Origin of the sequence: Thauera aminoaromatica, assembly GCF_000021765.1 — a bacterium.
In the GTDB taxonomy this organism is placed as follows: Bacteria; Pseudomonadota; Gammaproteobacteria; order Burkholderiales; family Rhodocyclaceae; genus Thauera; species Thauera aminoaromatica.
Map to the genome: position 1 here is coordinate 3,914,229 of NC_011662.2, position 26,908 is coordinate 3,941,136.

The following is a 26,908-nucleotide window of genomic DNA, read 5'->3' on the forward strand; positions in this document are numbered from 1 at the left end:
GGGTATCGGCACGCCATGCATCGCGACTTGCGTCGCGCCTACAGGACCCGGCCCGGCCCGATCCGTCCCGCCAGCGCAAGCAGCGCCGCGTGATCCACGAGCCCCTTCACGAAGCGCGTGGGGATCCCCGCCAGACCGACCTGCGCCCCCACCAGCGCACCGGTCAGCATGGTGCGCGCGAGGTTCTGCCCGCCGCCATTGAGCGCATGCAGCACCGCCGACTCGAAGTCGTCGGCGAAGCGCGCCGCGAGGTAATACGCCGCCGGAAACTGGTGATACACCGCGCAGGGCATGCCATACACCAGCGCGACCTTCCACGCCGGCTCGATGCGCACGTCCGGGTCGTGCGCCGCGCGCGCGATCGACGACTGCGTGAGCAGCGCATCCGGCGACGGGAAGCGGCCGGCGGTCGGGGCCTCGGCGGCACCGGGGCGCGGCGCCTGGAGGTTTCCCGCGGTCACGGTGTGAAAGGGCAGCGCGCCGGACTTCACCCGCGCCATCAGCTTGGCCGAGATCGCCGCGTCGAACTTGTGGCCCTCGACCAGCATGCCGAGCACCGCGCCGAAGGCGACGGTCATCGCCACCACGGTGCCGTCGGTCTGGGTCAGCACCGTGTTGCGGGTGACGGCGTCGGCGAGCGCGGCGGGGTCGAGGGCGTAGCGCACCGCGATCGCCAGCGTGCGCTCGGCGGCCTCGGTGGTGTCGGCGTTGCCGGCCACCCGGCCCCAGGGCAGGCCCTGCCGGATGCGCTTGCGCCAGGCCTCGCGGATCGACTGGCTGGTGTAGCCGCCGGGCCCCTGCATCGGCGTGCCGTCGAGTCGTGGAAAGAAATCCTCGTCCATGCGGCGGCAGAAGTCGGCCTCGTCGTAGCCGCCGCATTCGGCCAGCGACTCCATCGTGAGCCTCAGCAGCACGCCGGTCTGCGAGGATTCGCCCGCCTTCATGCCCGCATGGTAGTGGTCGGGCATGGGCGCGGTATAGCCGGTGATCCACGGCCCGTAGCGCGCGCGCAGCTCGTCGAGGTCGTAGTACCAGTGCGGGCCGAGCGCCAGCGCGTCGCCGATGAAGGCTCCGAGCAGGGCACCGAGGGCACGGTCCCGCAGGGCGGCGGGCCCGTCGATGCCCGCGACGGAAACCGGGTCGGCAGACATCAAGGGCCGATCGCCACGGTGTCGAGCGCCTTCCAGGTCCGCGGACCGACGATGCCGTCCGGCACCAGGCCGTGCGCGCGCTGGAAGCGCCGCATCGCCGCCTCGGTCAGGGGGCCGAAGGCGCCATCCACCTGCTGTGCGCCGAAGCCGAGCTTGCGCTGGACTTCCTTCACCAGAAAGATCGGATTGCCCGTCGCGCCGCGCCGGATGGTGGGTCGATCCTCCGCATCCTTGCGCGGGATCGAGGGCACGGGCGCAGCCGCGCCGCTCATGAGGGCCGCGACCTCGCTGCGGAAACGCTCCATGTCGAGCGTGTGCGGGTCGCTCTTGCGCCCTTTCGGCAGCGCATATTCCTTGTGACCGCAGCACATCCCGGCATCCTGGCCGAGATGCGCCAGGATGGCGGCCACGCCGCGACGATAGGCGTCGAGCTGCACCTCGGGCCAGGGTTCGAACCCGGGTTTGGTCGGATCACCGATTCCGGTGCTCTCGGCCTCGATGCCGATGAAGCTGCCGTTGCCGTCAGTGATGCCCTTCCACTCGCCCCGCCCCGCGTGATTGGCCCTTCCCGCGGCGATCACGTAGAACGTGCCGTCCCGCCCGAGACCGAGCTGCGCCAGCGGCCCCGCCAGATCGGCACGCCCGTTCTTGAGTACCCCGAGGCTGGGCATGTTTCCGCTCCGCGGACCGGCGGTGTGATGGCAGATCACGCCCTTGACGACACCCATTTCGCTCCGTCCGCGGTTCGGCCAGCCATCGACCTCCGCGACCTTCAAGCCGGCGTCCCTCAGAACGACCGGCAACCATGTCAGCTGGAATGGCATTTCAGGCTACCCCCCCTTCGGCGGCGGGAAGGTCTTCGTCGGGCGTCGCCTCGGTCTCCTGGACCGGGCGGTCGCACACGTCGATCTCCTGCTCATCGGGTTCGCGTTTTTCGGTCGTTCCGTTCATCTTGCAGCCCTCCTTCCTGTCCTGGGTGCGCCCGCAGGACGGTGACGCCCATGCGGGATACCCTTCACTATAGGCCGTCGATGCGCGCCGACAAGCGGATTCCAGGCCCGATCAGGTCGTCCATTGGTCGTGGATGACCCCCACCAGCAGCCAGCGTCCGTCCACCTGCTCGAAGACCAGGCGCAAGGCACTCCAGTCGAAGGCCGCGGCCCCGCCACCCGGCGCGGGCTCGACGTAGTACTCCACCCGTGTTCCCTGCGGATACGCTTGGGCAGCGTTGTCGGCAGTGTTGCCGCGCTGCTGGTCGACATTCACACCGATGCTGCCCGCCCCGCGATAGTCGCGGTCGAGCACGAAGCGCTCGACATACTGCGCGGCCGTCAAGGCGATCGGCTCGCCGCTGCCGTCGGCATGGCCCCACACGTGGACCGTGGCGTCGTCCCAGAAGTGGCGCAGCTGTGCGGGCAGGAAGACGCGATCCTCCTCGACATCGACGTAGGCATAGGGCGAGAAGCGCACGCCCTTGTGCGGATGCGCCCTGCCCGCGAGGCGTTCGCCGTCGCGTCGCGCAAAGGCCTCCACGACCTCGTTCGCGACCAGGACGATCTCCTCGACCGCAGTGCGGGCCGGAGCCGGCGCTGGCGCCGGCACGCCGCGCCTTTCGCCCGCGTACAGGCCGGCCACGAGCAGCAGCACGGCCAGCGCCACCATCCACAGCGTCTTCGCGCGCTTCATCGACCCGCCCCCTCAGGCCGTCAACTCGCCGATCAGGGCGGGGTCCGCGATGCCGGTGGCCGCCAGCCCGTGCTGCGCCTGCCAGGCCTTGAGCAGGTTGAAGCTGGTCCGCCCGAAGATGCCATCGGCGAGGATGTCCACGCCGCGGTCGGACAGGCCGAGCTGCAGCAGGCGGACATCCAGCCCGCGCGCCAGCGGGGTCGCCAGCGTCAAGGGGCGCGAACCCGGCTGCGGCCCGTCGTAGCAGCCGGGCGGCAAGGCGGCGAGCGTCACGCTCGAGATCTCCCTGCCGCGCACCACGAGCGGCATCTCGAGCCCCCAGAAGCCCTGGTCGATGAGGCGTCCGAACGCTTCCATGCGATACACCGTCTGGCGCAGGTCGGCGCGCGCGTGGCCCTCCAGCCAGGCTCGTCGCGTGCGCACATAGGCGTCGATCCAGGCCTGCTCGCCCACCGCCGCGGGCTCGCCGACCGCGCGCGTGGTGCGGTCGCGCATCGCCAGCCAGGAGCCGTGCACGGCGCTGTCGTACACCACCGCCACGCCGAGCGGGGTGTGCACGCCCAAGCTTGCGGCCGCGCGCAGCGCAGGCTCCCAGTAGGTCCGATCGAAAAACGCATCCTGCGTATCGCGCATCACCGGATCGTCGGCGGTCGCACGCAGCACGTTGTGCAGGCGGGGATCGTCGTCGAGGCTCTCGTCGATGGCCAGGAAGCGCGGCAGGTAGGACGCCAGCCGGCCGGCGAAGCGTGCCCCGGGGTTGGCGCAGTATTGCTGCAGCAGCTTGGCGAGGTTGCCAGAGCCGAGCGTGGTCTGCGATCGGCCGAAGGTCAGGTGGCCGGTATCGCCCGGGATCAGCGTCACCTTCCCGTACTGGCCCAGCACCTCCCCGGTCTCGAACAGGTTGACGATCGCCTTGGCGACCGCCGCCTGGGTGGCGGTGACGCCACCGGCGACCGCCCCCCTCCCCGCGCGCGCCGCTGCGGCGGGGGCTGCGAGGCTTGCCCCGGCCGCCGGCGTGGCGCTGCGATCCTCGAAGCGCAGCACGCAGAACCCGGGCCGCTCGGGATGGGGATCGCAGCTGGTGACCCGGAAGCCGAGCTGCTCGACGTCGAGCGTCTTCTCGGCGCAATCCGTGCAGGGAATGATGCGTTCCATGGCTCGCTCCTTCGGGTTCGGGGATCAACGCCCGGCAAGGCCGCACACGTACTGGCGGTGCAGGGACAGACGCGTCGTGGCGTCCGCGGAATCGGCGTCCAGCAGCGCCAGGTAGCGGGTATAGCGCTCGCGCGCGGCATCCGGGCCCAGGCTGGCGAACGCGCCGGCACCGGCTTCCTGGTCCAGGACCCCCAGCGCCTCGGCGTTCCGCCATACCGCGGGCAGCTTCGCATCGGGCAGCGCGGCCAGGCAGCCCAGCGTGACCAGGGCGTGCCGGGACTGCTGGCGTTCCTCGCTGCGATAGGCGTTCAGCGCGGCGTCGGCCTTGGTCAGGAAGACGTCCCGGACCTCCGGCCGCGCGGCGAGGGCGGTCGCGGCGGCGCCGGTCGCGAACAGCTGCCCGGCGCCGAAGCGCGAGTCGGTCGCGCTGCGGGCGTCGACATCGGTCTGCAGGGTCGCCAGCACCGAGGGGAAGCGGCCTGCGTTCACCGGGATCACCGACAGCTCCTTGCGCTTGTAGCCGAGGGTGAAGGTGGAGGTGCTGCCGCCGGCCTCGTAGCCGATCTTCAGGCCCACCGTGGTCGAGCTGCCGAAGAACATCGGCTTGAAGTCGCCCCCCTGCTCCGGATCGGACGGCAGCGGCGCCGCGGGCGCGAGCAACGCGCGGGCGGCGTCGCCGGTGGCATAGAGCTGCTTCACCTGGCGATCGAGCAGCTGCCCGTTGGTCATGAACACCGCCAACACGGGCGGCACCGCGCCGCTCTCGTAGCGCGGGCCGAAATAACCCTCGACGCGATCGTAGGCGATGCTGGCCGATGGCGGCGTCTGCTCGACGTCCACGCCGAGGGAGCTCTTGGTCACGAAGACCACGGTGTCCGGCCGACTCGCGCAGCCGGCGACCATCAGCGCGAGCGACAGGAGGATCGAAACGCGGCGAGTGCTCATCTGACGACCTCCGTTCGATCTGCAGCGGGCGCGAGGCAGGCGCCATCGCGCAGGAATCCGAGCGTGGTGTCCGCATAGCCCAGCACGAGCGCGCTGCCCGCCTCGGCACGAGTCCAGCCCAGGCCCAGGGTCTGCACGCGCAAGGTCTCCCCGGCGACCGCGCCTTGCGCCGGCGGGAGGGTCAGATGCATCCAGCCGAGCAAATGCCGCTGCCCCTCGGCATCGACCCACACGTGCGCGCACCCGCCTGCCAAGGCCAGCACGGCCAGCGCTCCACCTCGCAGGATCGAATCGACCAGGGGATTCATGTCAGGCTCGATGAACCACGCCGGCGGAAGCCACCGTGGGCGCTTCGCCCGGTGACGATCCCCGGCCCTCCGGGAGCACCGCCATGCGGGTCACGCTTCCAGCATAGCCCGCGGTCGTGGGCTTGCAAGCCGGCCGCGCCCCGCCGCATGGCACGACGGACGAGCGCGGCGGGGAGGCTCAGGAGCGCTTCCTCCAGACGGTCAGCTCCGACAGCGTGTGCTGGTGCTTGCGCCGTGTCTCGCGGATCACGAAGGGCACCGCCTGCGGCCCCTGCACCAGCTCGAAGTCGGTGGCGAGCAGGTCCTTGAGCCCGTCGAGGGTCGTGTACGACTCGCCATCCTTCTTGAAGCCGCCGATCCACTCCTCGCGCTTGGTGTGCTCTTCCAGCCAGGTGTAGGGCGAGGCGAGCAGCAGCAGGCCGCCGGGCTTGAGCCGCCGCGGCACGTCGGCGAGGAAGCGGCGCGGGCTGTACAGGCGGTCGATCAGGTTGGCGGCGAGGATGAGGTCGAAGCCGGTGAACACGTCCTTGAGGTTGCACGCGTCGCCTTGCCAGAACTCGACGCGGCCGGCGGTCCCGGCCAGCCCGAGGGCGTCGAGCCGGCGCTCGTGGTAGGTGACCAGCTCGCCCTCGTCGGGCATCGTGTAGCGCAGCACGCCGGTCTCGGCGAGCTTGACGCCAGCCTGGATGAAGCGCGCCGAGAAGTCGATGCCGACCACGCGCTCGAAGGCGCGCGCCAGCTCGAAGCTGGCGCGACCGGTGGCGCAGCCGAGGTCGAGCGCGCGGCCGAAGCGGCCCTTGCCGAAGCGGCGCTGGGCCGCGATCGCGATGTCGGCGAGCGCCTTCGGGAAGTTGGGCACGCCGAAGGCCTCGTCGCCGTAGTGGAACTCGGCGTACTGCGACAGCAGGGTGTCGGTCTCGTAGCTCGAGGCCGGGTTGATAACCGGCGCCTCGCTGACGACGTAGCGCAAGCCCGCGTGCTGGAAGAAATGGCGGCGGAAGGCGTAGCGCGAGGCGTGGCGCGACTCGTTGCCGGCGGAAATCCAGCTGCCGCCCTTGATGATGGCATGGCGGTCATCGAAGGTCGGCGTGGTGAAGTCGTCGTAGATCGGGTGCACGTCGAAGCCGTCGAAGGGATAGGTCGGGGTCTCGCACCATTGCCAGACGTTGCCGACCACGTCGAAGAGCTCGCCGTGGGCGAAGCGCGTCACCGGACAGCTCGAGGCCCAGTGGTCCAGATGCAGGTTGGCGTTGGCGGGGGCGTCGTGCGGCACATCGGCGAGGCCCGCGTGGTCGTGGATGCGGTTCCACTCGTCCTCGGTGGGCAGGCGCACCGGCTGGCCGGTCTCGCGCGCTTTCCAGCGGCAGAAGGCGCGCGCCTCCAGACAGTTGACCTCCACCGGCCAGTCCCAGCGCATCGGCACTTCCTCGGTCATCAGGCGCAGCTTCCAGCCCGCGGCGTCGGGGACCCAGAAGGTCGGATGCTCGGCGCGGGCGAACCTGCGCCAGCCCAGGCCCTCCTCGTCCCAGACGCTGTCGTCGGCGTAGCCGCCGGCCTCGACGAAGCCGAGGTATTCGCGATTGGTCACCAGATGGCGGGCGGCCTGGAAGGCCGGCACCTCGGCGCGGTGCGTGCCGTACTCGTTGTCCCAGCCGTAGATCGGCTCGTCGAAGCTGCGGCCGAGCGTGACCGTGCCCGCGGGGATGTCGACCAGGTCGTTGGCGGGCGGCTCGCCATGCTCGGCGCAGGGCTGCCAGGCGGGATGCGGCTTCACGTACTGCAGGGCGTGCTGGCGCATCAGCACCGAGGAGGTCTCGAGGTGGATGCGCTCGTGCTCGATGCCCATCACCACCGCCCAGAACGGGTCCTTCCAGCCGATCGGCAAGGTGAAGGGCGTGTCGCGGATCACGCGCTCGACCACCGCGCGCACCTTGCCCCGGTAGGCGGCCACTTCGGCCACGCTCGGCCAGTCGTAGCGCGCGTCGTCGAGGTCGTCCCAGCTCATCTCGTCGACGCCGACGGCGAACATGGATTCCAGGCGCGGGTCGATGCGCTGCTCGATCAGGCCGGCGAGCATGAACTTGTTGATGAAGAAGGTGGCGGTGTGGCCGAAGTAGAAGATCAGCGGGTGGCGCAGGCTGATCGGTTTCCGGTAGTAGGCCTCGTCGCAGGTGAGCACCTCGAACAGCGACTCGTAGCGGTCGAAGGTGGCGTGGAAGTAATGCAGCAGCTCGGCGCGCTTGGCCTCGACATCGGTGCCGGAGAGCAGCGGGGTGCGCGGGAAGAGGGGCGCAGGGCTGCCGGCGGAAGAGGAAGCGGGGGAAGGACGGTCGCCAGGGGTCGCTTGCGATGCGGGGTTCATTGCGGGGGTCCTCGTCATTGGGACGGATGGGCTGCATCTTTCCACGTTTCGGCGCGGGAATGTAGCGTGGGCCGGCATCCTGCGCAGCAGCGACACGAGCCGCGATCTCCGATCCTCCAGCCGGCGCCGTGCCTCAGCCCGCGCCGCGATCGCGACTCGCGTCGCTCCTACCGCTCACACCGGATGCGGTCGCATTTTCGAATCGCGACTTGCGTCGCGCCTACCGCTCGCACCGGATGCGGTGGTTTTGTGGGAGCGACGCAAGTCGCGATCAGGCCGCCCAGAACTTTCGCGCCCTCGCCGATCGAGCGCTGCGATCGCGACTCGCGTCGCTCCTACGGGGGGCCGCCGCGCTGGCGGAAGGCGGGCTCGCGGGCGAACAGCAGCGCGGCGACCAGCGCGTTGAGCAAGGCCGTGGCCAGGAAGAGCTGCGGCACCGCGAAGCCCGCGGCCAGCAGCCCGATGCCCATCGCCGCGGCGGCAACCATGAAGAGCGCGTTGAGGATGTTGTTGCCGGCGATCACGCGCGCGCGGTGCGCCGGCGCGGAGCGCTGCTGCACGAGCGCATACAGCGGCACGATGAAGAAGCCGCCGCACACCCCGATCATCACGAGGTCGAACACCACCCGCCACACCTCGGCGCGGGCAAACAGCGTATCCAGCCCCTGGCCGGGCGGGAAGGCGCCCGCCGCCGGGCTCGCCCACCACAGGTCGAGCGCGAACAGGCTCAGCCCGATCGCCCCCGGCAGCACCATGCGCGGCTCCACCCGCCCGCGCGACAGGCGCCCGCACAACAGCGAGCCCGCGCCGATGCCGACCGAGAACAGCGCCAGCAGCAGCGTCACCGCGCGCTCGTCGCCGCGGAGATGATCCGCGGCGAAGCCGGGAAACTGCGACAGGAACACGGCACCGTAGAACCAGAACCACGAGATGCCGACGATGGCGACGAAGACCGCGCGCGCCTCGAGCATGAAGCGCAGCATCTCGCGCGTCTGCGTCACCGGGTTCCAGTTCACCCGCAGCCCGGGGTCGGCCGCCGCCGCGGGCGGGATGGCGCGGCTGGACCACCAGCCGAGCAGCGCGATCGCGAGCACCGCGACCGCCACACGGCCGGGCCCGGCATCCCCCGCCACCAGCAGGCCGCCGACGATGGTGCCGGCGAGGATGGCGACGAAGGTCGCCGCCTCCACCAGCGCGTTGCCGCCCACCAGCTCGTCGTCGGCGAGCTGCTGCGGGATGATCGCGTACTTGACCGGCCCGAACAGTGCCGACTGCGCCCCCATCAGGAACAGCACGACGAGCAGCAGCGGCAGCGACATCAGGGCGAAGCCGACCACCGCAAGCGCCATCACGGCGATCTCGAGCAGCTTGGTGGCGCGGATCAGGCGGCTCTTCTCGTACTTGTCGGCGAGCTGGCCGGCGGTGGCCGAGAACAGGAAGAAGGGCAGGATGAAGACACCCGCGGCGAGGTTCACCAGCACCCCGGGCGAGTCCGCCCCCAGACGCGCGGCCTGGAAGGTGATCAGCACCACCAGCGCGTTCTTGTAGACGTTGTCGTTGAAGGCGCCGAGGAACTGGGTCAGGAAGAAGGGCAGGAAGCGGCGCTCCCGCAGCAGGCGGAACTGGCCGCTCATCGTGCGGCCTCGCGGAAATGGGCAAGCGCCGTGCGGCCGCTCGCGGAGATGGGATTGGCGGGAGTCTTCATCGCCCGGCAAGGTAATCGGAAATGGGCCCGGTCGCCACCGCCGCCGCGTCACCTGCCCCGGGGCGACGCGGGATGCATCCTTGCCGAAGGAGCGGCGCATTCGCGATCTTCGGCGCCGAATCCGCCGAGCCGGGGCGGCGCGGACCGGGCGGGGGGGACAATGCCCCACCTCCTGGCCTACAATGTCGCCTCTTTCCACCGATCGAGCGCCGCATGACCCTGCCCGCCCGCCTTCGTTCCGCCCATCGTCGCGCCGCGTTGCGCGCGGGCGTGCGTGTGCGTGCGCGCGGCATCGTGTCGCCGCTGCGCGATCTCGCGACCCAGCTCGCATTCAAGGTCACAGGGTCTCCCGCCGTGCTTTCCCAGGCCGTGCGGGGCCACCAAAGGGGCTGAGCCCCACCCCCGCACGGCACCTTGCCCGGGACGCGCACGCCGCGCCTCCCGTTCAACGTGCAGCCGCCGCGGGTCTTTCTCCAGCTTCCCGCCCATCGACCGCTCATCGACCAGGCTGGCGGTCCGGCCGCGGTCCATCCGGATCCTCCCGGCCATCGGCACTGCCCCACGGGGCTGCACCCGGAACGCCACGCCCGCCGCGTGGCGATGCGATGCACGAGGGTGATGCGATGGTTCTCACAAGAAGTTTCGTCAGGGCGAAGCGGCCCTGTACCGATGGATTCCGCTGGTTCGTCCGCCAGTTCGGCGAAGGCGGCGACTACCAGGCCATGCTCGACGAGATGGTCGCCGCCGGCCGCGTCGGCGACGCCTGCTGGCTGCTCGAGCAGTTCGGCCCCACCGACGAGTTGCGCGTGGTCGACGCGATCGAGGCCGACGCGATCGTGTTCGCCGGCACCCTCGAGGTGCGCGGCGGCGTGGACGTCGACGGTGTGCTGCGTGTCGGCCGCTCGCTGCAGGCCGGTGCCGGGGTGCGCGCGGGTGGCGAAGTCCACATCGGCGCCGACCTGCGTGTGGAAGGCAGCGTGCGCGCCGAGGCCGGCCTCCAGATCGGCGGCGACCTGCGCGTGGGCTGGGGCGTGGACTGCGCGGGCGAGCTGCGCTGCGACGGCGATCTGCGCACCGGCTGGGACCTGCGCTGCGGCGGGCGCATGCGCGTCGCCGGCAACGCGTACGTCGGCCTCGACCTGCAGGCCGAAGAGGGCGTGCGCTGCGCCAAGGGCCTGCAGGCGGGCGGCGACATCCAGGTCGAGAACACCTTGCGCGCCGCACAGGGCATCGCCGCGGGCGGCTCGATCCGTTCCGGCATGCACCTCGAGGCCGGCTGGGGCATCAAGGCCGGCGGCGTGATCGCCGCTGCGGGCGCGATCCGTGCCGGCGAGAGCCTGGCGGCGGGCGAGGCGATCCGTGCCGGCACCGGCTATGGCGTATTCGCCGGTCTCGACGTGCAGATGGAAGCCTGGGAGGCGAGCGCGCGAGTGAGCGCGCCGCAGCGCCCCGAGGGCCTGATGAGCGGCTGGTGGGCCGGCCCCTCGCCGTGCTGAACGGAGGACGCGTCATGAACACTCTCGCCCTGCACCTGCGCGGCCTGCCCGCCCGCCACACCCCGCTCTCCCACCGCGCCAGCCTCTCACCGCGCTCGGTGCTGGCCTTCCCGCAGCCGCCGCCGTTCGTTGCCGGGCCGGCCGTGGCCTTGCGCACCGCACTCGGCACTGCGCTCGCTACCGTCCTGCGTCGCATGCTGCGGCCGCCGCGCATGGAATTGCGCATCGACGTGAGCCCGCCCGACACTGCCATCGAGGCCGAACTCGACACCCTCCACGGCCGGCTCCACACCCCCGGCGACGCCCTGCACGCCTGCACCCGCCTGCCCACGCTGCTGCCCGACCTGGTCTTCCACCACCGCGAGGCCGACGGCGAGCACTACGTCTATGTGGAAGACGTCGCGCGTGGGTGCCTCGCCGGCTACACGGTGTTCAACCGCCTGATCGAGGTCGACCGCCGCACCGACCGCCACGTGCGCTCACCGCACTCCAAGTACGCCCCCGCCTACCAGGGCCGCGGCATCGCCAGCGCGGTGTATGACTGGGCGCTCGGGCGCGGCTTCTGTCTGGTCAGCGGCGCCCGCCAGTCCGCCGGCGCGCACGCGCTGTGGCACGCCCTCGCCCGCCGCCACCCCCTGCGCTGGGTCGCGCTGCGCACCAAGCGCATGCACGACCTCGGCGCCAGCGTCGCCCCGACGCGTGCAGCCGAACTCGACACCCGCATGATCCTGCTCGGCCACGGCTGGAGCGCCGCGCGCCTGCGCAGCCTCGGCCTGCTCCATCCGGCCGCCGAGGCCGCCAACGAGACGATGCGCCGGCGCGCGTGAAACCTCGCGCCCCGCCGCACCCGGCGCGCCCGATCGCGACTTGCGTCGCTCCTACGACGCGGGCCCGGCAGCGCGGCGGGTCTTGCGGGAGCGACGCGAGTCGCGATCGCGGCGCGGCACCGCAGGCGTGACGGTTTCCGTGGGAGCGACGCAAGTCGCGATTGCGGCCGCTCCGGGAGCGCCCACGCAATTCGACCGCCCGATCGCGACTTGCGTCGCTCCTACGACGCGGGCCCGGCGGCGCGGCGGGTCTTGCGGGAGCGGCGCGAGTCGCGATCGCGGCGCGGCACCGCAGGCGTGACGGCTTCCGTGGGAGCGACGCAAGTCGCGATTGCGACCGCTCCGGAGGCGCCCGCGCAATTCGACCGCCCGATCGCGACTTGCGTCGCTCCTACGACGCGGGCTGGGCAGCGCGGCGGGTCTTGCGGGAGCGGCGCGAGTCGCGATCGCGGCGCGGCACCGCAGGCGTGACGGTTTCCGTGGGAGCGACGCAAGTCGCGATTGCGGCCGCTCCGGAAGCGCCGCGCAATTCGACCGCCCGATCGCGACTTGCGTCGCTCCTACGACGCGGGCCCGGCGGCGCGGCGGGTCTTGCGGAAGCGGCGCGAGTCGCGATCGCGGCGCGGCACCGCAGGCGTGACGGTTTCCGTGGGAGCGACGCAAGTCGCGATTGCGGCCGCTCCGGAAGCGCCGCGCAATTCGACCGCCCGATCGCGACTTGCGTCGCTACTACGACGCGGGCCCGGCGGCGCGGCGGGTTTTGCGGGAGCGGCGCGAGTCGCGATCGCGGCGCGGCACCGCAGGCGTGACGGTTTCCGTGGGAGCGACGCAAGTCGCGATTGCGGCCGCTCCGGAAGCGCCGCGCAATTCGACCGCCCGATCGCGACTTGCGTCGCTCCTACGACGCGGGCCCGGCGGCGCGGCGGGTCTTGCGGAAGCGGCGCGAGTCGCGATCGCGGCGCGGCGCGGCGCGGCACCGCAGGCGTGACGGCTTCCGTGGGAGCGACGCAAGTCGCGATTGCGACCGCTCCGGGAGCGCCCGCGCAATTCGACCACCCGATCGCGACTTGCGTCGCTCCTACGACGCGGGCCCGGCAGCGCGGCGGGTCTTGCGGAAGCGGCGCGAGTCGCGATCGCGGCGCGGCACCGCAGGCGTGACGGTTTCCGTGGGAGCGACGCAAGTCGCGATTGCGGCCGCTCCGGGAGCGCCCACGCAATTCGACCGCCCGATCGCGACTTGCGTCGCTCCTACGACGCGGGCCCGGCGGCGCGGCGGGTCTTGCGGGAGCGGCGCAAGTCGCGATCGCGGCGCGGCACCGCAGGCGTGACGGCTTCCGTGGGAGCGACGCAAGTCGCGATTGCGACCGCTCCGGGAGCGCCCACGCAATTCGACCGCCCGATCGCGACTTGCGTCGCTCCTACGACGCGGGCCCGGCAGCGCGGCGGGTCTTGCGGGAGCGACGCGAGTCGCGATCGCGGCGCGGCACCGCAGGCGTGACGGTTTCCGTGGGAGCGACGCAAGTCGCGATTGCGACCGCTCCGGGAGCGCCCGGCAATTCGACCGCCCGATCGCGACTTGCGTCGCTCCTGCAGACTGCGCGCGGGGGAGGAGGCTTGCGGATGGGGTGGGTTGTCGGGACGGTGGGGATACAATCGCACGTCTTGGCGCGATCTGCGCCGCAACCCGCAATCCTCCGCCCGCTGCGCGCTGCCGCCCCCGTCCACGGCCCGCCCCGCGTCTTGTCGCACGGATCCCCCCGATGACCGTCACCCAGAGCCTGCTCGCCTTTTCGCTCGCCGCGGCGCTGCTCGCCGCCACGCCGGGCGTAGACACCGCCCTCGTCCTGCGCACCGCGATCGCCGGCGACCCCCGCCGCGCCGCCGGCGCCGCGCTCGGCATCGCCGCGGGCTGCCTGATCTGGGGCGGCGCGGTCGCGCTCGGGCTGGCCGCGCTGATCACCACCTCGACCCTGCTCTTCGACGCGCTGCGCTGGATCGGCGCGCTCTACCTCGGCTGGCTCGGCGCCCGCCTGCTGCTCGCCCCGCGCCGGGCGGAGGCCGATCCCGGCGCCGCGGGCGACGGCGGCGGCACGCCGGGCGCGGCCTTCGCCGCCGGCTTCCTCACCAATCTGCTCAACCCCAAGGTCGGCATCTTCTACCTGACCCTGCTGCCACAGTTCGTGCCGGCCGGAGTGCAGGTGGCGAGCTTCATCTTCCTGCTCGCCACCATCCACGTGCTCATGTCCCTGCTCTGGTTCGCCCTCCTGATCGCACTCGCGCGCCGCATCGCCCCGGTGCTGCGCCGTCCGGCGGTGATCGCCGGTCTGGATCGGCTCACCGGGCTGGTCTTCGTCGGCTTCGGCGTGCGCCTCGCGGTGACGCAGCCGGGCTGATCGGGCGGCAGGTCCTCCGCGGACGCGAACGCGGCGAACGGGCACTCGCGCACGACAGGGCGGACGCGCCCGGCTCATCAGCCTGCCGCCACTCCGCCGAAACGCTCCGCCAGCCAGTCGATGAACACCCGCACACGCGCGGACAAGGGCCGGTCCGCCGGGTAGAGCGCGTGCACCGGCAGCACGGGCGGCGGGAACGCGGGCAGGATCTCGACGAAGCGACCCTGCTCCAGCGGCTCGCGCACGTGGTAGTCGGGCACCTGGACGATACCGAAGCCGGCCGCACAGGCGGCCACGTAGGCACCGCCGTTGTTCACCGCCAGCCGCGAGCGCAGGCTGCGCAGCTCGATGCGGCCCTCCACCTCGAACTCCAGCGGCAGCGACTTCGCGGTGGAGGCGGAGACGTAATCCACCATCCAGTGCGCCTCCAGGTCCTCGAGGCCCTGCGGCAGCGGATGCTGCGCGAGGTAGCCCGCGCTCGCGCACGTCACCTGGCGCAGGCGTCCGAGCCGGCGCGCGTGCAGCGGCACGTCGCCGAGCTCGCCGATGCGCAGCACGCAGTCCACGCCCTCGCGGATCAGGTCGATCTGGCGGTCGCCGACGCTGATCTCGATGCGGACCAGCGGATAGCGCGTGTAAAAGTCGGGCAGGGCCGGGATCAGCAGCAGCCGGCAGAAGGAGTCGGGCAGGTCGATGCGGATGCGCCCCTGCGGGTGATGCGCGGCCTGCGAGAACTCGGCCTCGGCGTCGTCGAGGTCGGCGAGGATGCGCAGGCAGCGCCGGTAGTAGCCCGCGCCGTCCACGGTCGGGGTGACCTGCCGCGTGGTGCGCGCGAGCAGGCGCACGCCGAGGCGGGCCTCGAGCTGCTGGATGATCTGCGTCGCCGACGCGCGCGGCAGGCCGAGCTGCTCGGCGGCGCGGCTGAAGCTGCCGAGCTCGACGATGCGGGTGAAGAGGCGCATGGCCTGCAGACGATCCATGGCGGCGATTATTCGTATAAACCAAATAGTGTAGTTGTTTTATGCGTCTTTATCTGTCGATAGCAAACAGCGATCATCCACAGCCCGACACCCTCGACCCCAGCCCCCTCGAACGCCATGCTCGCCCACCTCGAACGCCCCGCCGGCCCCGCCCCGGGGCTGCGCCGCATCCTCGACGACTTCGGCCTGACCTATTTCGCCAACGGCCTGATCGCCTTCATCTTTTCGGCGACCGGTCCGCTCGCCGTGATCCTGTCCGTGGGGACCCGCGGCGGCCTCAGCCAGGCCGAGCTGGCCTCCTGGGTGTTCGGCGTGTTCTTCGTGAATGGCCTGGTCACGCTCACGATGAGCCTGCGCTACCGGATGCCGCTCGGCTTTGCGTGGACGATCCCCGGCACCGTGCTGGTCGGTCCCGCGCTGCAGCACCTGAGCTTCGCCGAAGTGATCGGCGCCTTCTACGCGACCAGCCTGCTGGTGCTGGTGATGGGCGCCAGCGGCTGGGTCAAGCGGGTGATGTCGGCGCTGCCGATGCCGATCGTGATGGGCATGGTGGCGGGGGTGTTCCTGCGCTTCGGGCTGGACATCGTGCGCGCGCTCGACAGCGACGTGGCGATCGCCGCGCCGATGATCATCGCCTTCCTGCTGCTGTCGGCGAGTCCGGCGTGGGCGAAGCGCATGCCGCCGGTGATCGGCGCCTTACTGATCGGCGCGCTGCTGATCGGTGCGCTCGGTCGTGTCGACACCTCGACGCTCGGCAGCCTCGCCTTCGCCCAGCCGGTGGTGCAGGCCCCGGTATGGTCGCTGGGGGCGCTGGTCGAGCTGGTCGTGCCGCTGGCGATCACCGTGCTCGTGGTGCAGAACGGCCAGGGGACCGCGGTGCTGAGGGGCGCCCAGCATGAGCCGCCGGTCAATGCGATTGCCGTCGCGTGCGGCGTCGGGGCGTTCTTCAGCGCGATGGTCGGCGCGGTCAGCACCTGCCTGACCGGCCCCAGCAATGCGCTGATGACCTCCTCGGGCAGGATGGACCGCCAGTACACCGCCGCGCTCACCTTCGGGCTCTTCGGCGTCCTGTTCGGCCTGCTGGCGCCGACCTTCACCGGCCTGATGCTGGCCGCTCCCAAGGAGTTCATCATGGTGCTCGGCGGCCTGGCCATGCTGCGGGTGCTGCAGGCCGCCTTCCTGGGCTCGTTCGGCGGCGGCAAGTTCACGCTCGGCGCGCTGGTGAGCCTGATCGTCACCGTCGCCGACATCGGCATGTTCAACATCGGCGCCGCCTTCTGGGGCCTGGTCGCCGGCTTCGGCGTATCCTGGCTGATGGAAAAGCACGACTTCACCGCGCTCGCCAACCGCGCCTGAGCCGCCGCGGCAGGCCTGCCCCCACCTGCATTCCGGTGCGGCGAGCCCCTCTCCGGGGGCCCGCCGGCGCCACCCCTCCATGCCCCCCTCCACCTCCGCCTCCCCCACCGGCACCCGTGCCATCGTCGGGCAGCTGCTCCACCTGGCGTGGCCGATCCTGATCGCCCAGCTGCTGTCGATGACGATGATGGTGGCGGACACCGTGATCGCCGGGCGCTACGGCACCGCGGACCTCGCCGGCGTCGCCATCGGCAGCAGCTACTACATCTCGGTGGTGATGCTGCTCACCGGCACCCTGCAGGCGATCTCGCCGACGATCGCACACCACGTCGGCGCCGGCCGCCAGGAGGCGATCGCCCCCGCGCTGCAGCAGGGCTTCTGGCTCGCGCTGCTGCTCGCCGGCCCCGGCATCGCACTGCTGCTCAACCCGGGCTTCCTGCTCGAGGCGGCGAGCGTGCCGCCCGCGGTCGCCGCCAAGGCCGCCGACTACCTCGCCGCGACCGCCTTCGGCCTGCCCGCACTGCTGCTTTACCGCAGCTTCTACGCCTTCAACAACGCGGTCGGGCGCCCGCGCGTGCTGATGGCGATCAGCGCGATCACCATGTCTGTCCACATCCCGCTCGCCTGGGCGCTCACCAACGGCGCGCTCGGCTTCGCGCCGATGGGCGGCACCGGCTGCGGCGTATCGACCGCGACGGTGCACTGGATCGCGCTCAGCTGCGGCTTCGCCTACCTGGTCTTCAACCCGGCCTACAAACCCTATCGCCTCTTCCACGCCTGGCAGGCGCCGCGCGCGCAGGCGCTCGGCCAGCTGCTGCGGCTCGGCCTGCCGATGGGGGTGTCGACCTTCATCGACATCAGCTCCTTCACCCTGATCGCCATCCTCGCCGCCCGCCTCGGCACCGAGACGGTGGCCGGGCACCGCGTCATCGCCAACTTCACCGGCATGATCTACATGCTGCCGCTGTCGCTGTCGATCGCCACCATGGTGCTGGTGGGGCAGTCGGCCGGCGCGCAGGACTGGCGCCGCGCGCGCCGCACCGCGCGGCTGGGGATGAGCCTCGCGCTCGGCTTCTCGCTGCTGGTGGGTGCGTTGCTGTGGATGCTGCGCGAGCCGCTGGTGGCGTTCTCGTCCGCCGACCCGGCGGTGCAGGCGGTCGCGCTCGGGCTGGTGGTATGGCTGCTGCTCTACCAGTGCTTCGACGCCCTGCAGACCGTCGCCGCCCACGCCCTGCGCGGCTACAAGGTCACGCTGCTGCCGATGCTGGTGCACAGCCTGTGCTTCTGGGGCATCGGGCTGGCGGGCGGCTACTGGCTCAGCTTCCACGCCCCCTGGCGCGCCAGCGCGCCGACGGTGGCCGGCTTCTGGGAAGCCTGCGTCCTGGCGACGCTGGCCGCCACCCTGCTCTTCGGCGCCCTGCTGCGCGCGGTCTCCCGCCGCCACGTGCGCGAAGCAGCCGTGCAGGAGCGCCGCGAGGCGCGAATGCGGCGGTGGTGATTGCGACGTGCGTCGATTGGCGAACCGCCGTGTTCGCGGCTTGCGCCGCTCCTGCATGGGAGAATCCTGACGCGCGGGGGGACGATTTGGCGACAATGGAGCCTGGTGACTTCCCCCGGCATCCCCTGGAAAGAACGATGAGCAAGCACACTCCCCTGTCCGATCTGCGCAAGAGCTACGAACAAGGCACGCTGGAAGAGCACGACTCGGCGAGCGAGCCCTCGAGGCAGTTCGAGGCCTGGCTGTCGCAGGCGCTCGAGCGCGGGCTGCCCGAACCCAACGCGATGACCGTGGCCACCGTCGGCGAGGATGGCCGGCCGTCGACCCGGCCGGTGCTGATCAAGGGCTGCGACGCGCGCGGCATCGTGTGGTACTCGAACTATCACAGCCGCAAAGGGCGCGAGCTCGAGGTACACCCCTTCGCCGCGCTGCAGTTCCACTGGGTGGAGATGGAGCGCGTGGTGCGCATCGAGGGCCGCGTCGAGAAGGTGTCGGCGGAGGAGTCCGACGCGTACTTCGCCAGCCGTCCGCTCGCCCACCGCATCGGCGCCTGGGCCTCGCCGCAGAGCGAGGTCATCGACGGGCGTAGCACGATCGTCTCGCGCGCCGCCGAGTACGGCCTCAAGTTCGGTCTCAACCCGCCGCGCCCGCCGCACTGGGGCGGCTACCGCCTGGTGCCGGACTACTGGGAGTTCTGGCAGGGCCGCAGTTCGCGCCTGCACGACCGCATCGCCTACCGCCTGCAGGCCGACGGCAGCTGGACGCGGCAACGCCTGGCACCGTAGCAGGACATCGGAGCGTGTCGTGGAAGGGCGCGAGCCGCGATCGGGCCTGGCAAGCACGGTGCGGGGATCGGATGCAGTATCGCGACTTGCGTCGCTCCCACGGGCCAGCCGAAGCCGAGTCGCTTCCCGCAGGCGCGACGCGAGTCGCGATCACGGCGGATGAGCCAGCGCGGCGCGGGGTGCGGGCGCTGTATCGCGACTTGCGTCGCTCCTACCGGCCAGCCGAAGCCGCGTCGCTTCCCGCAGGAGCGACGCGAGTCGCGATCACGGCGGATGAGCCGGCGCGGCGCGGAATCCGGGCGCGGCGCACTCAAGCGGCGGGCAGATCCTCCACGACCACCACATGCAGATACCGCGGCCCGTGCGCGCCGAGCACCAGGCTGCCCTCGATGTCGGTGGTGCCGCTCGCGCCGGTGATGATGTTGACGTTGCGCGGCGGGCGCTGGCCGGCGGTGGCCTTCGCGTAGTCGTCGAGGTAGGCGAGCACCGTGCTTGCGCGCACCATCACCAGGTGGTGCAGGGGCAGGAAGTTGGCGAGGATCGGCGTCTCGGCATCCGAATGGAAGACCAGCGAGCCGGTCTCGGCGATGCCCCAGCGCGCGCAGCCCACCGCCAGGGTCTCGTCGGGCGCGACGCGCTCGTGCAACTCGAAGCCCGACCAGTCGAGCGCCTGCAGCACCGCCGCCGGCTGCAGCGCGATCGCCGCGGGCAGGCCGCGCGCCTCGAGATAGCGCGCCACCGCGGCCGGCAGCTCGCGCGCGTCGGCGATGCGCTCGGCGGTGGCCGCGACCTTGGGGGTGACCAGGCGCGCGATGAAGGCCTCCACCAGATCGTCGGCGAGCAGGCCGGGGCGGATCGCCGGCAGGTCCTCGAGCAGGGCGTCGGCCTCGCGGCGCCGCGCCGCGGGGTCGACCGTGCGGTGACCGAGGCCGCCGCGCACGGCGTTGAGAATGGCTTCGCGCGCGCTCATCGTGTGTTCTCCTGATCCTTGACCATCTCCATGAAGGTGCGCTTCGCCGGCGCGGGGAACTCGCGGTACGCGGTCCACGCGCCCAGCCCGGGCATGCCGCGCACGAGCCCGCCGCGGCTGAAGAGCCGCATCACCCGCACGGCGATCGCCGTGCCCAGGCGGTACAGCCGCGGGTGGCTGGCGACGAAGGTGTGGATGCCCAGGCCGAAGCGCACCACCGCGGGCTCCAGCCCCTCGCGCCACGAGCGGTCGCGCCAGCCGCGCAGCAGGGTGGGCAGCGGGATCGCCACCGGGCACACCTCCTGGCACTTGCCGTTCATCGTGCACGCGTGCGGCAGGTCGCGGGACTTCTCCAGGCCGTCGAACACCGGCGTCAGCACCGCGCCCATCGGGCCCGGGTAGGTACCGCCATAGACGTGACCGCCGAGCTGGCGGAACACCACACAGTGGTTCATGCAGGCGCCGCAGCGGATGCAGCGCAGCATCTCCTTCATGCCCTCGCGCAGCATGCGGCTGCGGCCGTTGTCGACCAGCACGATGTGGAATTCTTCCGGCCCGTCGCGATCGCCCGCCTGCTTCGGCCCGCAGTGGAAGGTGGTGTATTGGGTGACGTCCGCGCCGGTGGCCGAGCGCACCAGCAGGCGCAGCATGGCGATCGCGTGGCCCATGCTGGGGACGAGCTTCTCGATGCCCGCGGTGACGATATGCACCCGCGGCGGCGTGGTGGTGAGCTCGGCGTTGCCCTCGTTGGTGACGGTGCAGGTGGCGCCGGTGTCGGCGAGCAGGAAATTGGCGCCCGAGATGGCGACGTCCGCCGACAGGAACTTGTCGCGCAGCTCGCGCCGGGCGCTGTCGACCATGGCCTCGATGGTCTCCTCCTGGTGCGGCGCGCGGTGCAGGCGCTTGAACATCTCCGAGACCTGCTCGCGCGTGCGGTGCATCGACGGCCACACGATGTGCGAGGGACGGTCGCCACCCAACTGCACGATGTGCTCGGCGAGGTCGGTCTCGACGCGCTCGATGCCGGCTTCATCCAGCGCGTGCGGCAGGCCGATCTCCTCGCCCAGCATCGACTTGACGCGCGTCACGCGCTTCGCGCCCGCCTCCTTGCACAGGCGCACGACGATCTGCGAGGCCTCCTCGGCGGTCGCGGCCCAGTACACCTTGGCGCCCGAGGCGATGGCGTTGCGCTCGAACTCGAGCAGGTAGTGGTCGAGGTTGGCGATCACGTGATCCTTGATGCGCTTGCCGCGCTCGCGCGCCGCCTCGAACTGCGGGAACTGGCTCATCGCCACCGCGCGCTTGCGCTCGGCGGTGCCGGTGGTACGGTCGATGGCGATCTTGAGCGTGGGGTCGGCGAGCGCACGCTCGGCGCGCGCCTTGAAGGAGAGCGTGGCCTCTTCCATGACTCAGCCCTCCTCGCCGATGGCCGGACCGCCGCCCATGCCGGCGAGCACCTCGGCGGCGTGGAAGGCGCGCACGTTCGAGCCCTTGCGCTTGAGCTTGCCCGCCATGTTCATCAGGCAGCCAAGGTCACCGCCGAGCAGCAGCTGCGCGCCGCTGCGCTCGATGGCCTCGGCCTTCTCGCCGACGACCGCGTTGGAGATCGCCGCATATTTGACGCAGAAGGTGCCGCCGAAGCCGCAGCACACGTCGTTGCCTTCGAGCGGCTTCAGGGTGAGCCCGGCGACCTGACCGAGCAGCGCACGCGGCTGGTCGTGCACGCCGAGCTCGCGCAGGCCCGAGCAGCTGTCGTGGTAGGTGAAGCTGGTGTCGAGCTTCACGTCGGCGGGCGCGTAGCCCATCACGTCGACCAGGAAGCTCATCAGCTCGAAGCTGCGCTCGCCCAGGCGGCGTGCGCGCTCGGCCCAGGCCGGGTCGTCGGCGAGCGCCTCGGCGTAGTGCACCTTGGTCATGCCGATACAGGAGCCGGAGGGCGCGACCACGTAGTCGTAGCCCTCGAAGGTCTCGATGAAATGGCGTGCCAGCGTGGCCGCGTGCGCGGTGTCGCCGCTGTTGAAGGCGGGCTGGCCGCAGCAGGTCTGCGCCTGCGGCACCTCGACCCGGCAGCCGGCATCGCGCAGCAGCTTGAGCGCGGCGAAGCCGACGCTGGGGCGCATCGCGTCCACCAGGCAAGTGGCGAACAGCGCGACGCGCGGCGAGACCGGGCGCGAATCGGAGCGCGAGACGCTTGGGGGCGCGTTCATGGGGGTCTTCCTCCAGGTTGTCCGGGCGATCGTCCGCGGGCGTTCGGCACGCCGCGAAGGGGCCAGGCCCCGGCAGCACCGCCTCCTCGCCACGTCGGACAGAATACGATTGTTTTTCGTGGTGCGGCGCGGATTCGGGACCGATCTACGGGCAAACCCTGAAGGGCCCCGGCGTCACGCCTGCAACGCCGTCGCGACCTCCAGCGAGGGGTGGTTTCTGCATGTCCGGCTTGCATTCGGCACGCTACTGCGCCGATCATCGCGTGCGCTTTTCCATCCAGAGACAACATGAACACCCAAGCCATCGAACTGCCGCCCTCGGGCGAAGCCGCCGCCGTCCTCCTGCCCGATCCGGGCACCGTCTTCCTCGCGCGTGCCGAGCGTTTCGACGCCCTCGCGCTGCACCACGGCCTGGGCGAGTGGCTCGCCTTCCTCGGCAGGCTGTCGCATGCCCAGCATGCGGCGCTGCAAGCCTCGGCACAGGACATCACGCCCCCGGCGGAAGACGTCCTCGAACGCGCAGCCAAGCACCGCATGCCGCCGATCAGCGTGGCCTCGTACCAGCGCCCCGCGGTGTGGCGCGAGATCCTGCGCAACCTCGTCGGCGACCTGCTGGAGAACGCGCCAGTGGGCGCGCGCGAGACGCTCGACGGGCTGCTCGTCACCAGCGCCGAGGAGCTCGACAAGCTGGGCGAGAAGCTGCTCAACGGCGAACCCGAGGGCGCCGACATGGCCCGTCTGCCCTACGTCGCGGCGGCGATGCAGGTGGTGTTCACCGCGCTCGCCAGCAAGCTCGACGCCGGCGCGCTGCCGCTGATGGAAGCCCACAGCACCTGCCCGGTGTGCGGCAGCCACCCGGTGGTCAGCGTGATCCGCAGCGACGGCCCGACCGCCGGCCTGCGCTACGTGCATTGCACGCTGTGCAACACCGAGTGGCACGTCCCGCACGCCACCTGCGTGAGCTGCGGCGACCGCGACAAGATCACCCTGCACGAGATCGACGGCGACGACGGCATCGCGCGCGCGGAGTCCTGCGGGTCCTGCGAGAGCTACACCAAGCTCATCGTCCAGCCGAAGAACGTGCGCGTCGACCCGATCGCCGACGACCTCGCCTCGGTGGCGCTGGACATGCTGGTCGACGACGCGGGTTTCGTCCGCAGCGGGCCGAATTACCTGCTCATCGGCGCCGGGGAGTCGTAACAACGCCAAGGCAGTGCGGGGGCGGCGGCGCGGGTTTCGGGCGTGGAGGATCGCGACTTGCGTCGCTCCTACCGCTAGGGCCGACCGCCAGCCGCGGCGGTTTTGCAGGAGCGACGCGAGTCGCGATTGCGGCGGTACGGCGACGATGGCGCGGGTTTCCGGCGCGGAGGATCGCGACTTGCGTCGCTCCTACCGCTGGGGCCGACCGCCAGCCGCGGCGGTGCTGTAGGAGCGACGCGAGTCGCGATTGCGGCGGTACGGCGGCGATGGCGCGGGTTTCGGGCGCGGAGGATCGCGACTTGCGTCGCTCCTACCGCTGGGACCGACCGCCCGCCGCAGCGGTCTTGCAGGAGCGACGCGAGTCGCGATTGCGGGGGTGCGGCGGCGATGGCGCGGGTTTCGGGCGCGGAGGATCGCGACTTGCGTCGCTCCTACCGCTGGTGCCGACCGCCAGCTGCGGCGGTACTGTAGGAGCGACGCGAGTCGCGATTGCGGCTGCGGCGAGTCTGCCCTTCAGCCGAAGAAGGCCTCCACCTCTTCGCGGCCGACCTCCGCCACCGTGCGATGCCGCCAGCGCGGGTTGCGGTCCTTGTCGATCAGCAGCGCGCGAATGCCTTCCATGGTGTCGCCGTGCGCGAAGCTGTACTCCATCATCGTCCGCTCCATGCGGAAGCAGTCCTCCAGGCCCAGCCGGCGTCCGCGCTGCAGCTGCGCGAAGGTCACGCACAGCATCAGCGGCGAACGCTGCGCCAGCAGCCCCTGCGTGCGCTCCACCCACGGCCGCAGCAGCGGATCGGTCTCGCCGGCGAGCGAGGCGAGGATCTCTTCCACGCTGCCATGGCCGAAGTGGCGCTCCACCGCGGCGAGCACCGGCGCGGTCAGCAGCGAGGGGATCTTCGTCTGCGTCGGCGCCGCCGGCCAGGCCTCGGCATCGATCGCGGCGATCAGCGCCCGGAGGTCGGCGAACAAGGCGCTCGGCACCAGGCGGTCGGCGAGGCCGCTCGCCACCGCGTCGGCGCCGCTCAGGGTGTCGCCGACCACCCCGATGTAGACGCCCAGCGCCGGCGGCAGGCGCGACAGGAAGTAGCTCGCGCCCACGTCGGGAAAGATCCCGATCGCCGTCTCCGGCATCGCCATGCGCGTGCGCTCGGTGACCAGGCGGTGCGTGCAGCCCTGCGAGATCCCCATGCCGCCGCCCATCACCACGCCGTCCATGAGGGCGATGGTGGGCTTGGGGTAGCGGTGGATGCGGCAGTCGAGCGCGTATTCCTCGTCGAAGTAGCACACCAGCTCCGGCGCACCCTGGCGCTGCAGCTCGTACAACGCGCGCACGTCGCCACCGGCGCAGAACGCACGCTCGCCGCTGCCGCGCAGCAGCACCGCGCGTATCGCCGGGTCGTGCGCCCAGGCGTCGAGCTGGCGGGTGAGCGCGCGCACGGTGGCGAGATCGAGCGCGTTGAGCACGGCGGGACGATTCAGGGTGAGCACGCCGACGCCGTCGATGAGGTCGACCAGGACGTTGGCGGGCGACGCGGTCTCGGGGAGCAGCATGTCTACGCGGACACGCCGGCCGCGCGTGCCCGCGCCCGGTGCAGCTTGCGGTAGCTGTCGATCAGGCGCTGGTGGCGGTCGAGCCCTTCGAGCTTCATGCTCGTCGGCGTCAGGCCATGGAAGCGCACGCGGCCCTCCACCGAGCCGATCACCGCGTCCATGCGCGCGTCGCCGAACATGCGGCGGAAGTTGGCCTCGTAGTCTTCCAGCGCCAGCTCGTCGTCCAGCATCACCTCCAGCACCACGTTCAGGGCCTGGTAGAACAGCACGCGATCGACCGTGTTGTCGTTGTATTGCAGGAAGGCCTCGACGCGCTCCTTCGCCTCTTCCAATTGCTGCAGGGCGAGATGGATCAGCAGCTTCAGCTCCAGGATCGTGAGCTGACCCCACACCGTGTTTTCGTCGAACTCGATGCCGATCAGCTCGATGATGTCGGTGTAATCGTCGAGCTCGCTTTCTTCCAGGCGCTCGAGCAGGGCTTCGAGGGCCTCATCGTCGAGGCGATGCAGGTTGAGGATGTCGGCGCGGAAGGCCAGCGCCTTGTTGGTGTTGTTCCAGATCAGGTCATCCACCGGATAGACCTCGGAATACCCCGGCACGACGATGCGGCAGACGGTGGCGCCGAGCTGGTCGAACACCGCCATGTACACTTCCTTGCCCATGTCCTCGAGGATGCCGAACAGGGTCGCGGCTTCCTCGGCGTTGGACCTTTCACCGTGGGAAGAGAAATCCCATTCGACGAACGGGTAATCGGCCTTGGCGCTGAAGAAGCGCCACGACACCACGCCGCTCGAATCGATGAAGTGCTCGACGAAATTATTCGGCTCGGTGACCGCGTTGCTCTCGAAGGTGGGCGCGGGCAGGTCGTTGAGGCCCTCGAAGCTGCGCCCCTGCAGCAGCTCGGTCAGGCTGCGCTCCAGCGCCACCTCCAGGCTCGGGTGCGCCCCGAACGAGGCGAACACGCCGCCCGTGCGCGGGTTCATCAGGGTCACGCACATCACCGGATACTTGCCGCCCAGCGACGCATCCTTCACCAGCACCGGAAAGCCCTGCGCCTCCAGCCCCTGGATGCCGGCCACGATGCCGGGATACTTCGCCAGCACCTGCGGCGGCACGTCGGGCAGCGCCATCTCGCCTTCGATGATCTCGCGCTTGACCGCGCGCTCGAAGATCTCCGACAGGCACTGCACCTGCGCCTCGGGCAGCGTGTTGCCGGCGCTCATGCCGTTGCTGAGGTAGAGGTTGTCGATCAGGTTGGTGGGGAAATACACCACCTCGCCGTCCGACTGGCGCACGTAGGGCAGCGCGCAGATGCCGCGCGCCACGTTGCCGGAGTTGGTGTCGTACAGATGCGAGGCGCGCAGCTCGCCCTCGGGGTCGTAGATCTCCAGGCAATACTCGTCGAGCAGCCCGGCCGGCAGCGCATCCTTGCGGCCGGGCTTGAACCAGCGCTCGTTGGGGTAATGCACGAACGCCGCGTCGGCGATGTCCTCGCCCCAGAACTGGTCGTTGTAGAAGTGGTTGCAGTTGAGGCGCTCGATGTATTCGCCCAGCGCCGACGCCAAGGCGCTCTCCTTGCTCGCCCCCTTGCCGTTGGTGAAGCACATCGGCGAATGCGCATCGCGGATGTGCAGCGACCACACGTTGGGCACGAGGTTGCGCCACGACGCGATCTCGATCTTGATGCCGAGGTCCGCCAGCAGCTTCGACATGTTGGCGATCGTCTGCTCCAGCGGCAGATCCTTGCCGAGGATGTAGGTGTGGGCGTCCGGATCCGGATTCAGCGTCAGCAGGGCCTGCGCATCGGCGTCCAGGTTCTCCACCTCCTCGATGACGAACTCCGGCCCGGTCTGCACCACCTTCTTCACGGTGCAGCGCTCGATCGAGCGCAGGATGCCCTGGCGGTCCTTGGCGGAGAGGTCCTCCGGCAGCTCGACCTGGATCTTGAAGATCTGCTTGTAGCGGTTCTCGGGGTCGACGATGTTGTTCTGCGACAGGCGGATGTTGTCGGTGGGGAGGTTGCGGGTGTCGCAGTACAGCTTCACGAAGTAGGCCGCGCACAAGGCCGACGAGGCCAGGAAATAGTCGAACGGCCCCGGCGCCGAGCCGTCGCCCTTGTAACGGATCGGCTGATCGGCGATCACCGTGAAGTCGTCGAACCTGGCTTCGAGGCGAAGCTTGTCGAGGAAGTTGACCTTGATTTCCATGAGGGGGAAGGAATCCTGAAAGGGCGTGAACACGCGTCGGGCGGCATTATCGCCGGTTTCGCGGGGGCGGACGGGGTTCGGGGCGGGCTGCGGCTCCTGCAGGAGCGCCGCAAGGCGCGAACGCGG

The 26,908-nt window shown here is 70.9% G+C and carries 23 protein-coding genes; 8 read left to right on the forward strand and 15 right to left on the reverse strand.

Going from position 1 to position 26,908, the window contains the following annotated elements; all coding sequences use genetic code 11:
- Positions 1-38: 38 nt before the first annotated feature.
- The 9 genes from TMZ1T_RS17270 to TMZ1T_RS17305 form a co-directional block, all read right to left on the reverse strand.
- Complete coding sequence (locus TMZ1T_RS17270; RefSeq protein WP_012586019.1) at positions 39-1,151, reverse strand: ADP-ribosylglycohydrolase family protein; 1,113 nt, start codon at positions 1,149-1,151, stop codon at positions 39-41.
- Positions 1,151-1,879 (reverse strand): peptidoglycan recognition protein family protein, encoded by a 729-nt coding sequence (locus TMZ1T_RS17275; RefSeq protein ID WP_004311283.1) that lies wholly within the window; start codon positions 1,877-1,879, stop codon positions 1,151-1,153. The genes TMZ1T_RS17270 and TMZ1T_RS17275 overlap by 1 nt, the downstream gene beginning before the upstream one ends.
- Before the next feature lie 97 nt (positions 1,880-1,976).
- Positions 1,977-2,102: a hypothetical protein gene (locus tag TMZ1T_RS21645; RefSeq protein WP_004311285.1), complete on the reverse strand. Its 126-nt coding sequence runs from the start codon at positions 2,100-2,102 to the stop codon at positions 1,977-1,979.
- A gap of 111 nt (positions 2,103-2,213) precedes the next feature.
- Positions 2,214-2,837, reverse strand: a complete 624-nt coding sequence (locus TMZ1T_RS17280) for a hypothetical protein (RefSeq protein WP_012586021.1) — start codon at positions 2,835-2,837, stop codon at positions 2,214-2,216.
- Between the two features lie 12 nt (positions 2,838-2,849).
- Entirely contained in the window at positions 2,850-3,992 is a 1,143-nt protein-coding gene (locus TMZ1T_RS17285; protein ID WP_004311289.1) for a chitosanase, read from the reverse strand.
- Positions 3,993-4,016: 24 nt separating this feature from the next.
- Complete coding sequence (locus TMZ1T_RS17290) at positions 4,017-4,937, reverse strand: hypothetical protein (RefSeq protein ID WP_004311291.1); 921 nt, start codon at positions 4,935-4,937, stop codon at positions 4,017-4,019.
- On the reverse strand, positions 4,934-5,245 hold the full coding sequence (locus TMZ1T_RS17295) for a hypothetical protein (protein WP_004311293.1): 312 nt from the start codon (positions 5,243-5,245) through the stop codon (positions 4,934-4,936). Before TMZ1T_RS17295 ends, TMZ1T_RS17290 begins: the two co-directional genes overlap by 4 nt.
- A gap of 178 nt (positions 5,246-5,423) precedes the next feature.
- Positions 5,424-7,607: a 5-histidylcysteine sulfoxide synthase gene (gene ovoA / locus TMZ1T_RS17300; RefSeq protein ID WP_004311294.1), complete on the reverse strand. Its 2,184-nt coding sequence runs from the start codon at positions 7,605-7,607 to the stop codon at positions 5,424-5,426.
- 335 nt (positions 7,608-7,942) lie between these two features.
- A complete protein-coding gene (locus TMZ1T_RS17305; RefSeq protein WP_004311296.1) occupies positions 7,943-9,241 on the reverse strand; it encodes an MFS transporter in 1,299 nt (432 codons plus the stop codon).
- A 284-nt stretch (positions 9,242-9,525) separates the two neighbouring features.
- Between TMZ1T_RS17305 and TMZ1T_RS20685 the strand changes: the two genes are divergently transcribed.
- The 4 genes from TMZ1T_RS20685 to TMZ1T_RS17325 all read left to right on the forward strand — a co-directional run bounded on the left by TMZ1T_RS20685 (position 9,526) and on the right by TMZ1T_RS17325 (position 14,028).
- Positions 9,526-9,705: a hypothetical protein gene (locus tag TMZ1T_RS20685; RefSeq protein WP_012586022.1), complete on the forward strand. Its 180-nt coding sequence runs from the start codon at positions 9,526-9,528 to the stop codon at positions 9,703-9,705.
- A gap of 230 nt (positions 9,706-9,935) precedes the next feature.
- Positions 9,936-10,808, forward strand: coding sequence for a hypothetical protein (locus TMZ1T_RS17315; protein ID WP_012586023.1), 873 nt, complete (start codon positions 9,936-9,938; stop codon positions 10,806-10,808).
- Positions 10,809-10,822: 14 nt separating this feature from the next.
- Positions 10,823-11,635 (forward strand): hypothetical protein, encoded by an 813-nt coding sequence (locus tag TMZ1T_RS17320; RefSeq protein ID WP_012586024.1) that lies wholly within the window; start codon positions 10,823-10,825, stop codon positions 11,633-11,635.
- A gap of 1,760 nt (positions 11,636-13,395) precedes the next feature.
- Positions 13,396-14,028 carry a LysE family translocator gene (locus TMZ1T_RS17325; protein ID WP_012586025.1) on the forward strand — a complete coding sequence of 211 codons (633 nt, stop codon included), beginning with the start codon at positions 13,396-13,398 and terminating at the stop codon, positions 14,026-14,028.
- Between the two features lie 77 nt (positions 14,029-14,105).
- Here the strand turns inward: TMZ1T_RS17325 and TMZ1T_RS17330 are convergent, their stop codons facing one another.
- On the reverse strand, positions 14,106-15,008 hold the full coding sequence (locus TMZ1T_RS17330) for a LysR family transcriptional regulator (protein ID WP_012586026.1): 903 nt from the start codon (positions 15,006-15,008) through the stop codon (positions 14,106-14,108).
- A 117-nt stretch (positions 15,009-15,125) separates the two neighbouring features.
- Here TMZ1T_RS17330 and TMZ1T_RS17335 point away from each other — a divergent pair, with 117 nt between their 5' ends.
- From TMZ1T_RS17335 to pdxH, 3 genes are all read left to right on the forward strand, one after another.
- Positions 15,126-16,364, forward strand: a complete 1,239-nt coding sequence (locus TMZ1T_RS17335; RefSeq protein ID WP_004313301.1) for a benzoate/H(+) symporter BenE family transporter — start codon at positions 15,126-15,128, stop codon at positions 16,362-16,364.
- A 79-nt stretch (positions 16,365-16,443) separates the two neighbouring features.
- Entirely contained in the window at positions 16,444-17,862 is a 1,419-nt protein-coding gene (locus tag TMZ1T_RS17340; RefSeq protein WP_012586027.1) for an MATE family efflux transporter, read from the forward strand.
- A 137-nt stretch (positions 17,863-17,999) separates the two neighbouring features.
- On the forward strand, positions 18,000-18,647 hold the full coding sequence (pdxH, locus tag TMZ1T_RS17345) for a pyridoxamine 5'-phosphate oxidase (RefSeq protein ID WP_004313303.1): 648 nt from the start codon (positions 18,000-18,002) through the stop codon (positions 18,645-18,647).
- 310 nt (positions 18,648-18,957) lie between these two features.
- Here the strand turns inward: pdxH and TMZ1T_RS17350 are convergent, their stop codons facing one another.
- Genes TMZ1T_RS17350 through TMZ1T_RS17360 form a run of 3 tightly spaced genes read right to left on the reverse strand, consistent with a single transcriptional unit; the run spans position 18,958 to position 21,824 of the window.
- The gene (locus TMZ1T_RS17350) at positions 18,958-19,617 is read right to left on the reverse strand and encodes a LutC/YkgG family protein (protein ID WP_004313305.1); all 660 of its coding nucleotides are present in this window, start codon (positions 19,615-19,617) and stop codon (positions 18,958-18,960) included.
- Complete coding sequence (locus TMZ1T_RS17355; protein ID WP_004313307.1) at positions 19,614-21,023, reverse strand: LutB/LldF family L-lactate oxidation iron-sulfur protein; 1,410 nt, start codon at positions 21,021-21,023, stop codon at positions 19,614-19,616. Before TMZ1T_RS17355 ends, TMZ1T_RS17350 begins: the two co-directional genes overlap by 4 nt.
- A gap of 3 nt (positions 21,024-21,026) precedes the next feature.
- Positions 21,027-21,824: a (Fe-S)-binding protein gene (locus TMZ1T_RS17360; protein ID WP_004313309.1), complete on the reverse strand. Its 798-nt coding sequence runs from the start codon at positions 21,822-21,824 to the stop codon at positions 21,027-21,029.
- Between the two features lie 288 nt (positions 21,825-22,112).
- Here TMZ1T_RS17360 and fdhE point away from each other — a divergent pair, with 288 nt between their 5' ends.
- The gene (gene fdhE, locus TMZ1T_RS17365; RefSeq protein ID WP_012586028.1) at positions 22,113-23,024 is read left to right on the forward strand and encodes a formate dehydrogenase accessory protein FdhE; all 912 of its coding nucleotides are present in this window, start codon (positions 22,113-22,115) and stop codon (positions 23,022-23,024) included.
- A 513-nt stretch (positions 23,025-23,537) separates the two neighbouring features.
- On the opposite strand, the gene TMZ1T_RS17370 is transcribed toward fdhE, so the two are convergent.
- Both TMZ1T_RS17370 and TMZ1T_RS17375 read right to left on the reverse strand, forming a co-directional pair.
- Positions 23,538-24,575 (reverse strand): enoyl-CoA hydratase/isomerase family protein, encoded by a 1,038-nt coding sequence (locus TMZ1T_RS17370; RefSeq protein ID WP_012586029.1) that lies wholly within the window; start codon positions 24,573-24,575, stop codon positions 23,538-23,540.
- A gap of 2 nt (positions 24,576-24,577) precedes the next feature.
- On the reverse strand, positions 24,578-26,782 hold the full coding sequence (locus TMZ1T_RS17375; RefSeq protein ID WP_004313316.1) for an OsmC domain/YcaO domain-containing protein: 2,205 nt from the start codon (positions 26,780-26,782) through the stop codon (positions 24,578-24,580).
- Positions 26,783-26,908 lie beyond the last annotated feature (126 nt).

What these genes read in the sequence shown, in the direction of transcription:
- TMZ1T_RS17270 (WP_012586019.1), bottom strand. Translation starts at nt 1,151, where the DNA reads ATGTCTGCCGACCCGGTTTCCGTCGCGGGCATCGACGGGCCCGCCGCC.
- TMZ1T_RS17275 (WP_004311283.1), bottom strand. Translation starts at nt 1,879, where the DNA reads ATGGGTGTCGTCAAGGGCGTGATCTGCCATCACACCGCCGGTCCGCGG.
- TMZ1T_RS21645 (WP_004311285.1), bottom strand. Translation starts at nt 2,102, where the DNA reads ATGAACGGAACGACCGAAAAACGCGAACCCGATGAGCAGGAGATCGAC.
- TMZ1T_RS17280 (WP_012586021.1), bottom strand. Translation starts at nt 2,837, where the DNA reads ATGAAGCGCGCGAAGACGCTGTGGATGGTGGCGCTGGCCGTGCTGCTG.
- TMZ1T_RS17285 (WP_004311289.1), bottom strand. Translation starts at nt 3,992, where the DNA reads ATGGAACGCATCATTCCCTGCACGGATTGCGCCGAGAAGACGCTCGAC.
- TMZ1T_RS17290 (WP_004311291.1), bottom strand. Translation starts at nt 4,937, where the DNA reads ATGAGCACTCGCCGCGTTTCGATCCTCCTGTCGCTCGCGCTGATGGTC.
- TMZ1T_RS17295 (WP_004311293.1), bottom strand. Translation starts at nt 5,245, where the DNA reads ATGAATCCCCTGGTCGATTCGATCCTGCGAGGTGGAGCGCTGGCCGTG.
- ovoA (WP_004311294.1), bottom strand. Translation starts at nt 7,607, where the DNA reads ATGAACCCCGCATCGCAAGCGACCCCTGGCGACCGTCCTTCCCCCGCT.
- TMZ1T_RS17305 (WP_004311296.1), bottom strand. Translation starts at nt 9,241, where the DNA reads ATGAGCGGCCAGTTCCGCCTGCTGCGGGAGCGCCGCTTCCTGCCCTTC.
- TMZ1T_RS20685 (WP_012586022.1), top strand. Translation starts at nt 9,526, where the DNA reads ATGACCCTGCCCGCCCGCCTTCGTTCCGCCCATCGTCGCGCCGCGTTG.
- TMZ1T_RS17315 (WP_012586023.1), top strand. Translation starts at nt 9,936, where the DNA reads ATGGTTCTCACAAGAAGTTTCGTCAGGGCGAAGCGGCCCTGTACCGAT.
- TMZ1T_RS17320 (WP_012586024.1), top strand. Translation starts at nt 10,823, where the DNA reads ATGAACACTCTCGCCCTGCACCTGCGCGGCCTGCCCGCCCGCCACACC.
- TMZ1T_RS17325 (WP_012586025.1), top strand. Translation starts at nt 13,396, where the DNA reads ATGACCGTCACCCAGAGCCTGCTCGCCTTTTCGCTCGCCGCGGCGCTG.
- TMZ1T_RS17330 (WP_012586026.1), bottom strand. Translation starts at nt 15,008, where the DNA reads ATGGATCGTCTGCAGGCCATGCGCCTCTTCACCCGCATCGTCGAGCTC.
- TMZ1T_RS17335 (WP_004313301.1), top strand. Translation starts at nt 15,126, where the DNA reads ATGCTCGCCCACCTCGAACGCCCCGCCGGCCCCGCCCCGGGGCTGCGC.
- TMZ1T_RS17340 (WP_012586027.1), top strand. Translation starts at nt 16,444, where the DNA reads ATGCCCCCCTCCACCTCCGCCTCCCCCACCGGCACCCGTGCCATCGTC.
- pdxH (WP_004313303.1), top strand. Translation starts at nt 18,000, where the DNA reads ATGAGCAAGCACACTCCCCTGTCCGATCTGCGCAAGAGCTACGAACAA.
- TMZ1T_RS17350 (WP_004313305.1), bottom strand. Translation starts at nt 19,617, where the DNA reads ATGAGCGCGCGCGAAGCCATTCTCAACGCCGTGCGCGGCGGCCTCGGT.
- TMZ1T_RS17355 (WP_004313307.1), bottom strand. Translation starts at nt 21,023, where the DNA reads ATGGAAGAGGCCACGCTCTCCTTCAAGGCGCGCGCCGAGCGTGCGCTC.
- TMZ1T_RS17360 (WP_004313309.1), bottom strand. Translation starts at nt 21,824, where the DNA reads ATGAACGCGCCCCCAAGCGTCTCGCGCTCCGATTCGCGCCCGGTCTCG.
- fdhE (WP_012586028.1), top strand. Translation starts at nt 22,113, where the DNA reads ATGAACACCCAAGCCATCGAACTGCCGCCCTCGGGCGAAGCCGCCGCC.
- TMZ1T_RS17370 (WP_012586029.1), bottom strand. Translation starts at nt 24,575, where the DNA reads ATGCTGCTCCCCGAGACCGCGTCGCCCGCCAACGTCCTGGTCGACCTC.
- TMZ1T_RS17375 (WP_004313316.1), bottom strand. Translation starts at nt 26,782, where the DNA reads ATGGAAATCAAGGTCAACTTCCTCGACAAGCTTCGCCTCGAAGCCAGG.